8 protein-coding genes are annotated in these 11709 nt (G+C 65.5%); 5 read left to right on the top strand and 3 right to left on the bottom strand.

Annotated elements, in window-relative coordinates:
• Position 1 precedes the first annotated feature (1 nt).
• The 3 genes from EN786_RS10340 to EN786_RS10330 form a co-directional block, all read right to left on the bottom strand.
• A complete protein-coding gene (locus EN786_RS10340) occupies positions 2 to 1435 on the bottom strand; it encodes a UbiA family prenyltransferase (protein ID WP_127311274.1) in 1434 nt (477 codons plus the stop codon).
• Positions 1436 to 1655: 220 nt separating this feature from the next.
• Positions 1656 to 1919: a hypothetical protein gene (locus EN786_RS10335; protein ID WP_187331283.1), complete on the bottom strand. Its 264-nt coding sequence runs from the start codon at positions 1917 to 1919 to the stop codon at positions 1656 to 1658.
• Positions 1920 to 2211: 292 nt separating this feature from the next.
• Positions 2212 to 4695, bottom strand: a complete 2484-nt coding sequence (locus tag EN786_RS10330; RefSeq protein WP_127311275.1) for a mechanosensitive ion channel family protein — start codon at positions 4693 to 4695, stop codon at positions 2212 to 2214.
• A 204-nt stretch (positions 4696 to 4899) separates the two neighbouring features.
• On the opposite strand from EN786_RS10330, the gene EN786_RS10325 reads away from it, so the two are divergent.
• The 5 genes from EN786_RS10325 to EN786_RS10305 all read left to right on the top strand — a co-directional run bounded on the left by EN786_RS10325 (position 4900) and on the right by EN786_RS10305 (position 11699).
• Positions 4900 to 6159 carry a sarcosine oxidase subunit beta gene (locus EN786_RS10325; RefSeq protein WP_127283740.1) on the top strand — a complete coding sequence of 420 codons (1260 nt, stop codon included), beginning with the start codon at positions 4900 to 4902 and terminating at the stop codon, positions 6157 to 6159.
• 11 nt (positions 6160 to 6170) lie between these two features.
• Complete coding sequence (locus tag EN786_RS10320) at positions 6171 to 6467, top strand: sarcosine oxidase subunit delta (protein WP_127283739.1); 297 nt, start codon at positions 6171 to 6173, stop codon at positions 6465 to 6467.
• Positions 6464 to 9457 (top strand): sarcosine oxidase subunit alpha, encoded by a 2994-nt coding sequence (locus EN786_RS10315; protein WP_135908289.1) that lies wholly within the window; start codon positions 6464 to 6466, stop codon positions 9455 to 9457. Before EN786_RS10320 ends, EN786_RS10315 begins: the two co-directional genes overlap by 4 nt.
• The gene (locus EN786_RS10310) at positions 9450 to 10052 is read left to right on the top strand and encodes a sarcosine oxidase subunit gamma (RefSeq protein ID WP_135908286.1); all 603 of its coding nucleotides are present in this window, start codon (positions 9450 to 9452) and stop codon (positions 10050 to 10052) included. The genes EN786_RS10315 and EN786_RS10310 overlap by 8 nt, the downstream gene beginning before the upstream one ends.
• A gap of 204 nt (positions 10053 to 10256) precedes the next feature.
• Positions 10257 to 11699: an MFS transporter gene (locus EN786_RS10305; protein ID WP_135908283.1), complete on the top strand. Its 1443-nt coding sequence runs from the start codon at positions 10257 to 10259 to the stop codon at positions 11697 to 11699.
• Positions 11700 to 11709: the final 10 nt, after the last annotated feature.

The raw sequence follows: 11709 nt of genomic DNA, 5'->3' as shown, positions 1-11709 counted from the left end.
CTCACCAGCCTCCGGCAACCAGGAACGCCGCGCCGATGGCGACGACGATCTGGCTGCGCCAGTCGCGGATGATGAAGACGACCGGATCGTCATGCATCTCGTCGCGGCGGGCGAGGATCCAGACGCGCATGGTGAGGTAGAGCACGATCGGCGCCAGTGGCCAGACCAGCCACGGATGCGGATAGAGTTCGCGCACCGAGACGCTGTCCATGTAGAGCGCCAGCACCAGCGCCGAGGAGAAGGCCGAGGCCATGCCCGCCTGGGCGACGATCTCCTGGTCCTCGGTGCGGTAGCCGCGGCCGGCAATGCGCTCGCCGGCCGGGATGGCGGTGGTGCGCAATTCGACGAAGCGCTTCACCAGCGCCAACGACAGGAAGAAGAAGATCGAGAAGGCGAGCAGCCAGAACGAGACGTCGACGCCGGTCGCCGCCGCGCCCGCCAGCACCCGGATCGTGTAGAGGCCGGCGAGCGTCAGCACGTCGACCAGCAGCATGCGCTTGAACGACAGCGAATAGGCCGTGGTGACGACCATGTAGCCGCCCAGCACGCCGAGGAATTCGATCGGCAGCAGAAGCCCGGCGGCAATGCCGAGGGTGATAAGAGCAACCATCGCGCCGAAGCCGAAAGGGATCGACAGCGCGCCGCTGGCGAAGGGGCGATAGCGCTTGGTCGGATGCTTGCGGTCGAGCGCGAGGTCGAAGAAGTCGTTGAGGATATAGATGGCCGAGGCCACCGCGCTGAAGGAAATGAACGCCAGCACGCATTCCCAGATCATGTCGATGTTGAAGTACTCGTGCGAGAGCACCATCGGCACCGCGATCAGCGCGTTCTTCAGCCATTGATGCACGCGCAGCATCTTGACGAATGTCTTCAAGGTCGGCTTCGGCGCCGCAACCGTTTCGCCGCCATGCGCGGCCTGCCAGCGCGCCGCATGACGGTCGGGCGCCACGATGATCGCGCTACGCGCGGCGTCGAAGACCTTGAGGTCGTGCCGGCTGTTGCCGGCATAGTCGAAGCCGCCGTCGCCATAAGCAGCGACCAGCGAGTCGCGTTTCCTGCCCGAGGTCATGTTGTGCGGGCCATCGGTCGCCAGCACGCGATCGAAAATGCCGAGATGCGAAGCGATCGCCTCCGCGAACTTGCGCGGCGTACCGGTCGCCAGCACGATCTTGCGGCCTTCTTGATGCTCGGCGCGAAGCCGCTCGAGCAACGCCTCGCGATAGGGCAGCGAAGCCGGATCGATATCGATGCGGGCGGCGATCTCCTGCTTCAAGCGCGCCGGGCCGCCGGCCAGCCAGAACGGCACCATGAGGACATAAAGCGGGTTCTTCTTGAGCAGGATGAACAGGCCTTCCCACAGAAGATCGGTTGCAATCAGCGTGCCGTCGAGATCGACCGCAAGCGGAATTGCGTTCCTGTCCGACCGCGCGTCCATGATTCCCTGCCTGCCTGATCCTTCGCGCCGCGTTTCGGCGTCTTCGCGGCTGGTATAGCGGGGAACGGCGTAGCGAACGTTAAAACGCCCGGTTGCATCCGGTGTGTACGGTGGTATTTCCCCCGTCATTGTTAAACGACTGCTACCGGAAACAATAAAAGGCCGGGCAATGTGCCCGGCCTTCGCAAGAGATGTTGCCTTGGTTACTTGGTGCGGACGACTACTTGATGCGGCCGACGCCGCCTGAGATCTCAACCGTCTCCGAGCCGGTCAAGGCTTCGAGGTCACCATTCGGCAAGGTGACGAAACAGCCGTTGGGGCAGAATTCCACGGTTTCGCCGGCGGCCAGCGCCAGCTCCGTCTTGCCGCCGCCCTCGGTCACGATCAGCGTCCTGGTCTCGGCGTCCTTGTTGACCGCGCTGGCGGCAAAAGCCGACCCGCTCACGGCCAGGAAAGCGATGGCGGCGACGACAGACTTCCACATTTTGCAATATCGGTGTTTCCACACCGCCTCTTGTTGCATTTCGCAAGGCATTCTCGCCCTTTGCATGCGAGCTTATATGAGATCGAAGCTGAACCGCAACTGAATGCCGCATTCATGCCGCAATTGGTTAGCGAGCACGCTGCGGCGTCTCCAAGGTGTACTGAGATTCAGGTCAGGCCGTGTCGAAAACGGTGGGTTCCGAGAACCGGAGCGAAGCGTTTAAAGTAGGTGAGCACCGGAAGCGCAGGCAGCCGCCGTTTGCAGGCCGGCCTCACCTGAATATCAGCCCACCTCAATCCGGGTCGGGCTTGCTGCCCTTGCGCCTGGACTTCGCCAGGCGCGCCTTCTCTACCGCGGCTTCGGCTTGCTCCTTGTCGGCAAAGTCGGCCTCCATCTTGTCGTCGTCGAGCGGCCATGCCTCGGGCTTCTTCGTCTCGACCACGGCGCGCGGCGTCGACGGGATCTCGATGTGCTCGCTGTTGAACTCATCGAAGATGGCGAAACGGATGTCGTTCTGGACGATGTTGCCGTTGAGGATGTCGGCGAGGAAGACGCGGATCTCGAATTCGAGCGCGGCGGCGCCGAAATTGGCGAACAGCACGAACGGCTCGGGGTTCTTCAGCACCAGCGCATGGCTGCGCGCGATGTCGAGCAAAAGGGCATGCACCCGCTTGACGTCGCTGCCATAGGCGACCCCGACCTTGATATCGACACGGCCGAGCTTGTTGCGGTGCGTCCAGTTGCCGACCGCATTGTTGATCAGGTTCGAATTGGGCAGGATTACCGACTGCCGCTGGAACGTCTCGATCTCGGTGGCGCGCACGCTGATCTTCCGGACCGTGCCTGTGGTGTCGCCGGCGACGATCCAGTCACCGACCTTGAACGGCCGCTCGGCGAGCAGGATCAGGCCGGAGACGAAGTTCGACACGACATTCTGCAGGCCGAAACCGATACCGAGCGACAGGGCGCCGGCAACGAGGGCCAGGTTCGACAGGTCGATGCCGGCCGCCGAGACGCCGACGAGGCCGGCAATGGCGACGCCGGCATAACCGACCGCCAGCCGTATCGAGTTGCGCACGCCGGGATCGACCCTGCCGCGCGCCATCACTGAGCCGTCGAGCCAGCCCTGGAACCAGCGCGTCAGGAAATAGCCGATGACGAAGACGACGATGCCGCTGAGGATGCCGGTGAACGAAATCGTCACCGAGCCGATGGTGACGCCCGTCGCCAGCTTATAGGCCCAGGCCTGGATGTCGCCGGGCTGGAACCCCCACATCAAAAGGATCAGCGGCAGGAACACCAGCACGATCATCAGGTTGATGGCGATGCTGACGACCAGGCCGAGTTGGTCGAGCGCGGTCTCGTCATAGCTGGAATTGGTGGTCAGCCAGCGCCCGATCGATGTGTCGGCGAAGCCGCCCTCCTCGCCGATCGCCCGCGCCGACAGGAAGCCGATATAGGCGGTGACGAGGACAGTGCCGGTGACCACCACCTGCAGGGAGACGAAGAGCGCAAGGCCGATATAGCCGAGCAGCGCCGCGGCGATGGTGAACAGGCCGAGCGCCACGGCGGTGACGCGAAGCCAGGCTGGCCACGGGCGCCATGTCCCATCCCTCGCCCGGAATGGCTTCAGCAATGCCATCAGGATCAGGATGACGCCTACGATGATGGTGGCGACGAAGCTTCTGGCAATGGTCAGCGACAGCGGCGAGCCCATCTTGTCGTTGACGACCGCCAGGAAATTGTTGAAGCCGATGACCACAGCCATCGCCGTCGTCAGCCGCACCAGCCAGCGCGCCGGGCCGGTTGCGACCGGGATCAGGCGCCAGTTCGGCAGGCGCGGCTCGAGTGCGGCATTGGTCAGCCGGTTGACGCAGAACACCACCGCGATGACGGCCAGCAGCGCATTGAGGAAGACGCCGATGTCGCCGCGCAGCACATTGTAATAATTGAAGAAAAACACAGTCGAGGCGAGGAACACTGTGAGCGCCGCGGACGGCAGCAGCGTCGACCAGAACGCCACGGAAAGCCGGCTGAGATAGGACGGCTCCTCGATGGACGGGTCGGGTTCGAAGATCCGCCCGAACAGTCGCCGGCCGCCGACCAGCAGCACCGCCGCCAGCCCCAGCGCCATCAGGGCCGCCGCGAGCACGGCCTGGAGCTTGAATTTGAAGGCGAAGCTCAGCCAGGACGCCACCGCCTTGTAGAGGCCGGTGAACTGATCGTGAGCATCGGAAAAGGCCTGCGGGCTGAGTGCGTCGGTCAGCTCGTAGCGTTTGGTCAGAACGTTGCGGAAAAGCTCGCTGCGCATGATGCCGATCTTGTCGATCAGCCCGTTGATGCGGATCGACAGGTTCTGCGCGCCGGCGATGACGGCGTTGATCTCGGCCTTTTCGGCGGCAAGCGCGCCGCGCTCGTTGGTGACGATCGCGGGCTCCGGCGGCTGCCCCTGCGCGGGTGGCGACCCCAGCACCTCGATGCGGTTGTTGATGTCGGTGAGGCGCGACCGGAAGGCCAGCGCGCTGTTCAGTGCCGCCCGCGACATATCCTCGAGCTGCAGGCGGATGTCGACGAGCGCGGCGTCGTCCTCGGCATCGTCGGTGACCTTCTTTTCGAGACCATCGGTCTTGGCCGTCAAGTCCTGGACGACCTTCTGCTGGTCGGCGATCAGCTGGGCGGAACCCTGGCCGATCGCCTGCGCCATCGCGTCGAACGACGGCTGCGCCGACACGGCGAGCATGAAGACCAGGATCAGGCGAAGCAACCGGAAGAGCATGACGTTGTTGGCGACTCGCTGCCGAAAGACTTGGAAAAACTCCGTTCTTGATAAAGACCGCCATACCATGCGGCAAGCCGTCCCCGTCCAGAGCCGCCGAACGGACCGGAGTCGGCCAGTCGAAAAGCGATGGCGCAATCTTGGCTTTGCGCCCGCCGCCTGCTCTATAGTCTGCCGCATCGCACAAACCGGACGACATGAAACATGGCGGAATATTCGGCCTTTTCGCTCCTCAAGAACGCGCTCAGCGGAAACCAGGACTGGAAGCCGGCCTGGCGCAAGCCGGACCCGAAGGCATCCTATGACGTGATCGTCATCGGCGGCGGCGGGCACGGTCTGTCGACCGCCTACTACCTCGCCAAGGAGCACGGCATCACCAACGTCGCGGTGCTGGAAAAGGGCTGGCTCGGCTCGGGCAATGTCGGCCGCAACACCACCGCGGTTCGCTCGAACTACCTTTTGCCGTCCAACACGCGCTTCTACGAGCATTCGATGAAGCTGTGGGAGAACCTGTCGCACGATCTGAACTACAACGTCATGTTCTCGCAGCGCGGCTGTCTCAACCTAGCGCATACGCCGGCCCAGTTCGATGACTATGCCAGGCGCGGCAACGCCATGCGCCATCTCGGCGTCGATGCCGAACTGATGACGGTCGACCAGATCAAGCGGCTGGTGCCTGTGCTCGACGTCTCCGGCTCGGCGCGTTTTCCGGTCATCGGCGGACTGATGCAGCGGCGCGCCGGCAGCGCCCGCCACGACGCCGTCGCTTGGGGCTATGCGCGCGGCGCCGACCGCCGCGGCGTCGACATCATCGAGAATTGCGAGGTCACCGGCTTCCTGCGCGACGGCGACCGCATCACCGGCGTGTCGACGACGCGCGGCGAAATCCGCGCCAGGAAGGTTGCGCTCGCCGTCGCCGGCAGCACCGGCCGGGTCATGCAACTGGCCGGCATCGACAAGATGCCGATCGAGAGCCACGTGCTGCAGGCCTTCGTGTCGGAATCGCTGAAGCCGATCATCGACACCATCCTGACCTTCGGCATGGGCCACTTCTACATCTCGCAGTCCGACAAGGGCGGCCTGGTCTATGGCGGCGACCTCGACGGCTACAACAGCTATGCCCAGCGCGGCAGCCTGCCCATCGTCGACGAGGTGATGAGCGAGATGCTGGCGCTGTTCCCGGGCCTGGCGCGCGTGCGCATGCTGCGCTCCTGGGGCGGCCTCTGCGACATGACGATGGACGGCTCGCCGATCATCACAACCGGCCCGCTGCCCGGCATGTATCTCAATTGCGGCTGGTGCTACGGCGGCTTCAAGGCGACGCCTGCCTCCGGCCTGTGCTTTGCCTGGACCATCGCCAAGGACGAGCCGCACGAGCTCAACGCGCCCTTCACGCTCGACCGCTTCTATCGCGGCCTCGTCATCGACGACAAAGGCCAGGGCGCGACGCCTCGGCTGCATTAGGGTTTAGATAAATGCTCATTACCTGTCCCTATTGCGGCCCGCGCGACGTCATCGAATTCACCTATCAGGGCGACGGCAACCGCGAGCGCCCGCAACCTGCCTCGCAGGACATCGACGCCTGGAACGCCTATGTCTACGACCGGCTGAACCCCGCCGGCGACCACAATGAGATCTGGCAGCATTCGGGCGGCTGCCGCGCCCATGTCAGGGTCGTGCGCAACACGCTGACGCATGACATCTCCAGCACCGCCTTCGCGCATGGCGGCCACAAATCCGCCGCGCGGCACAAGACGGAGGCGAAGTCGTGAGCCCGCGCCGCACTGAGACCGGCGGTCGCGTCGACCGCCTGCGCACCATCCGCTTCAGCTTCGACGGTGCTTCGTACACAGGCCATGCCGGCGACACGCTGGCCTCGGCGCTGCTCGCCAATGGCGTCACGCTGTTCGGCCGCTCGTTCAAATACCACCGGCCGCGCGGCGTGCTCACCGCCGGCGTCGAGGAGCCGAACGCATTGGTGACGGTGCTGCGCGGCGAGGTCCGCGAACCGAACATCCCGGCCACCATGGTCGAGATCTATGACGGGCTCACCGCCGTCAGCCAGAACCGCTTCCCCTCGCTCGCCTGGGACGTCAGCGCGGTCAATCAGCTCGGCGGCAAGCTGCTGTCGGCCGGCTTCTACTACAAGACCTTCATGGGGCCGGTGATCGGCCCACTCAAGGGCACGCGTTTCTGGATGTTCTGCGAGCATTTCATCCGCCGCGCCGCCGGCCTCGGCAGGGCCGGCACCGCCGCCGACACGTCGCGTTACGAGCGCATGAACGCCTTCTGCGACGTGCTGGTGGTCGGCTCAGGTCCGGCCGGGCTGATGGCCGCCAAGGCTGCCGCCGACCAGGGCGCGCGGGTCATCCTCACCGAGCTGGAGCCGCGCTTCGGCGGCTCGGCCAACTGGTCCGGCGAGACGATCGACGGCATGCCGGCGGCCGACTGGGCGGCGCGCGCAGCCGGCCAGTTCGAAGGCAACGACAATGTGCGGCTTTTGCCGCGCACCACGGTCTGGGGCTACTATGACGGCAACACGCTTGCCGCGCTGGAGCGTGTCACCGACCACAAGGAGAGCCCCGCCAGGGGCGAGCCGCGCCACCGCTACTGGGCGATCCGCGCCAGGACCGTGGTGCTCGCCACCGGTTCCTTCGAACGGCCGCTCGTCTTTCCCGGCAATGACCGGCCGGGCGTCATGCTGGCGCATGCGGCGGAGCGTTACGCCAATGAATATGGCGTGCTGCCAGGCGAGCGGATTGCCCTCTTCACCAACAATGACAGCGCCTACCGCTCCGCCCAGGCATTGAAGCAGGCAGGGGCCGCGATCGTCGCCATCATCGACGTTCGCGCCGAGCTGTCGGATGAGATGCGCAGGCTGGCCACCGAAGCCGAGGCGGAAATCCTGTCCGGCCATGCCGTGATCGCGACGGAAGGCGGCAAGGCGCTCAACGGCCTCAAGGTGCAGCGCTTCGACATGCTGAGCGGCGCGCTCACCGGCGATGCGCGCAGCATCCACGCGGACTGCCTGCTGATCTCGGGCGGCTGGTCGCCGACCATCCACCTCGCCAGCCAGGCCGGCGCCAGGGCCGAGTGGGACGCTTCCCGCCAGGCTTTCCTGCCGCCCAAGCCAACCCAGCGCTGGGTCGGCGCCGGCGCCTTCACCGGCAGTTTCTCGACCGCCGAGGCCATTGCCGAAGGCCGCGCCGCGGGTCTCGCCGCCGCCGGCGGCCCTGGCACGCCGGCGGCGTTGCCGGACGTCGAAGCAGCGCCCGGCGAGCCCGATCCGGCACCGGTGTTCGAGATCAAGGCTAAGGGCAAGAGCTTCGTCGATTTCCAGCACGACGTGACGGCGGAAGATGTGCGGCTGGCGCATCGCGAGGGCTTTGTCTCGGTCGAGCATCTGAAGCGCTACACCACGCTCGGCATGGCGACCGACCAGGGCAAGAGCTCAAACGTGCCGGGCCTCGCCATCATGGCCGAGGCGCTCGGCAAGCCGATCCCCGAGGTCGGCACGACGCGCTTCCGCCCGCCCTATACGGCGGTGTCGATCGGCTCGCTGGCGGCCGAGCGTTTTGGCGACGTCAAGCCCGAGCGGCTGACGCCGATGCATGACTGGCACATCGCCAATGGCGCGAGGATGTATTCGGCCGGCCTCTGGTACAGGCCGATGATCTACGGGCTCGCCGGCGAGACGGTCGAGCAGGCCTATGTCCGTGAGGCCAAGGCCACCCGTGACAGCGCCGGCATCGTCGACGTCTCGACGCTGGGCAAGATCGCGGTGCAGGGGCCGGACGCGGCGGAGCTCCTCGACCGCGTCTACACCAACATGTTTTCCACGCTTGCCGTCGGCAAGGCGCGCTACGGCCTGATGCTGCGCGAGGACGGGCTTGCCTTCGATGACGGCACCACCTGGCGGCTCGGCGAACAGGACTTCCTGATGACCACCACCACCGCCAATGCCGGCAAGGTGATGCAGCATCTGGAATATTTCCTCGACGTCATCTGGCCGGAGCTGAAGGTCACTGTCACCTCTGTGACCGACGAATGGGCTGGCGCCGCCATCGGCGGGCCGAAGGCGAGAGCCATCCTTGCGGCCTGCGTCGCCGGCACCGCCGTCGACAACGCCACCCTGCCCTTCATGGGCATCGTCCACGGCCAGATATCAGGCGTGCCGGTGATGATCTGCCGTCTCTCCTTCTCCGGCGAAATGGCCTTCGAGGTCTATTCCGGGGCCGGCTACGGCACCCATGTCTGGGAGGCGCTGATCGCGGCCGGTAAGCCGTTCGGCCTGGTCACCTACGGGCTCGAGGCGCTGGGCACGATGCGCATCGAGAAGGGCCATGTCACCGGCGCCGAGATCGACGGCCGCACCACGGCGCGCGACCTGCATCTCGACTGGATGCTGTCGAAGAAGAAGCCCTTCATCGGCTCGGCAATGATGGACCGCGAAGGATTGATCGCGCCTGACCGGCTGCAACTGGTCGGCCTGGTCTCGCTCGACAATCGCCCGCTCAACGGCGGCGCCCATATCGTCGAGGAATTGGACGAAGCCAATCCGCACGATTCGATCGGCCACATCACCGCCTGCTGCTACTCGCCGGCGCTCGGCAAGCATATCGCGCTGGCGCTGGTCAAGGGCGGCAAGGCCCGCCACGGCACGCGCGCTTTCGTCTCCGACCCACTGCGCAACCGGTTCGGTCCGATCGAGATCGTCTCCAACCACTTCTACGACCCGGACGGGAGCCGCATGCATGGTTGAACGCCAATTACCCGTGCGCTTGTCTCCGCTCGAGCCGGAGTACCATCCGGGCTCGCACGGCAATTTCGAACAAGGCGTCGACGTCATCCTGTCGGAGACGCGGCCGGGGTCGATCCTGCAGCTCGCCGCCTGGCCGGGCGAGGAGAAGCGCCTGATGTCGGCCATATATAAGGTTGCGGGCCTTGCCCTTCCGGACGGCGCAGGCGGCGGCGTCGCCAACGGCGTAAGAGCGGCATTCGGCTTCGCCCCGGGCAAGTTCACCGTCGTCGACGAAGCCGAGGGCCTTGCGGCCGCGTTCTCCGGCGTCGTCACGCCGGACGTAGGCACCGTCACCGATCTGTCGCACGGCCGCACCGCGATCCGCATCGCCGGCCCGAAGGCCGAATGGGTGCTGGCGAAGTTCTTCGCCATCGATTTCGCCCTGACGGCCTTCCCGGTCGGCGCCGGCCGCTCGACCACGCATCACGACGTCTTCGCGCAGATCCAGCGCAGCGGCGGCGACCAGTTCGACATCTACGTCTTCCGCTCCTTCGCCCGCTCGTTCTGGAAGGCGCTGTGCCACGCCAGCGAGGAAGTCGGCTACGAGGTGCAATAGAGCAATTCCAGGAAAAGGGTGCAGCGGTTTTCCGTCCGGAATTGCGTAAGACAAGAGGACAATTCTGGAAAAACACGCAGCTGGCACTACGGACGGCTGCAACTGCTGCTTGAGCCTTAGGCCAGCCGGGACGATAGATGGGAAATCACGGGCTCCTGTCGGGGCAGGTGCCCGTCCAGGCAACCCGTTCGACCATATCCTCCAATGACCGCAGAGACTTCGGCGACAGCCACAACCCGCTTTGCCCCGGCGGGCGAAGCGTCGATGCTGTTGCCGGCGACGGTCGCCTGCGGCGTCTTCATGACCAGTCTCGATCAGAATGTCGTGGTGACTGCGCTTCCCGGCATCGGTGAAAGCCTGGCCCGTCCGCCGAGCCAGCTTGGCCTGCTGATCACCGTCTATGTCGCCAGCCTCATCATCTCGATGCCGCTCGGCGGCTGGGCAGCCGACCGCTTCGGCCTGCGCAACGTCTATTGCTTTGCCCTGCTGGTCTTCGCCAGTGCCTCCGCACTTTGCGGCCTCTCGGAGAACATCTGGATGCTGGTCGCCTCGCGGGCCCTGCAGGGTTTCGGCGGCGCGCTGATGGGCACGCTCGGCCAGGTGGTAATCCTGTCGAGCTTTCCGCGCGACCGCACGCTGAAGATCAACATGTACATTTCGCTGGCCGGCCAGTCCGGACCATTGGTCGGCCCGCTGATCGGCGGCGCGCTCACCACCTACGTTTCGTGGCGCTGGATCTTCTACATCAACATCCCGATTGCGCTCATTGCCGCGCTGCTCGCCGCCTCGCTGTTCCCCTCCGCGACCAAGCCGGTCCGCACGCCGTTCGACTTTCCGGGCTTCCTGCTGGTCGGCAGCGGCATGGCGCTGCTCGTCTTCGGCATGGATTCGCTCGCCGCCAAGGACGCCGCCGCCGGCATCATCGCCGCCGAGTTGGGTGCGGCCGTCGCCATCCTGACCGTCGCGTCCTTCTATTGCCTGCGCGTCCGCAATCCGCTGCTCGACCTCAAGCTGCTGCGCATCCGCACCTTCCGCGTTAGCTTCCTGACTGGCGGCGGCCTCGATACGATCGGGCTGAGCTCGGTCGTCTTCCTGTTGCCGCTGATGTTCCAGCTCGGCTTCGGCATGAGCGCGGTGCAGGCGGGATCGCTGACCTTCGTTGCCGCGATCGGCTCGCTGCTGACGCGCTTCATGATGCCGCGCATCCTCAACCGCTTCGGCTTCCGCCGCGTGCTGGTCGCCAACACGCCGATCGTCGCCTGCCTGGTCGCTGGCTTCGCCTTGATGCAGGCAAGCCTGCCCGCCTGGATCGTGCTCGCCTATATCTTCGTCTTCGGCGTCTTCCGCTCGGTGCAATGGGCCTCGACCGGCAACCTGTCCTACTCGGACATCGCGCCCGAGCAACTCGGCCGCTTCAGCGCGCTCTACTACATCCTCTGGCAGCTTGCGGTGGCGATCAGCGTCGGCCTGGCGGCGGCACTTCTGTCGCTGCTCGCCGGCGGCGGCCAGGCGAGCGTCAACGATTTCCGCATCCTGTTCGTTATCGAAGGCCTGATCACGCTCTGCGCCCTGTTCGCCTATCTGCGGCTGACACCGCAGGACGGCGCCCATGTCAGCGGCCACGGCGCGCATATGAACACCGAGTAGGCTGCAGGCG

It is taken from the genome of Mesorhizobium sp. M4B.F.Ca.ET.143.01.1.1, assembly GCF_004792275.1.
In the GTDB taxonomy this organism is placed as follows: domain Bacteria; phylum Pseudomonadota; class Alphaproteobacteria; order Rhizobiales; family Rhizobiaceae; genus Mesorhizobium; species Mesorhizobium abyssinicae.
This window is presented reverse-complemented; position numbering and strand designations above follow the sequence as displayed.

Excerpts from the sequence above, each read along its gene's own strand:
- EN786_RS10305 (WP_135908283.1), top strand. The coding sequence starts at position 10,257 with ATGACCGCAGAGACTTCGGCGACAGCCACAACCCGCTTTGCCCCGGCG.
- EN786_RS10340 (WP_127311274.1), bottom strand. The coding sequence starts at position 1,435 with ATGGACGCGCGGTCGGACAGGAACGCAATTCCGCTTGCGGTCGATCTC.
- EN786_RS10325 (WP_127283740.1), top strand. The coding sequence starts at position 4,900 with ATGGCGGAATATTCGGCCTTTTCGCTCCTCAAGAACGCGCTCAGCGGA.
- EN786_RS10330 (WP_127311275.1), bottom strand. The coding sequence starts at position 4,695 with ATGCTCTTCCGGTTGCTTCGCCTGATCCTGGTCTTCATGCTCGCCGTG.
- EN786_RS10320 (WP_127283739.1), top strand. The coding sequence starts at position 6,171 with ATGCTCATTACCTGTCCCTATTGCGGCCCGCGCGACGTCATCGAATTC.
- EN786_RS10310 (WP_135908286.1), top strand. The coding sequence starts at position 9,450 with ATGGTTGAACGCCAATTACCCGTGCGCTTGTCTCCGCTCGAGCCGGAG.
- EN786_RS10335 (WP_187331283.1), bottom strand. The coding sequence starts at position 1,919 with ATGTGGAAGTCTGTCGTCGCCGCCATCGCTTTCCTGGCCGTGAGCGGG.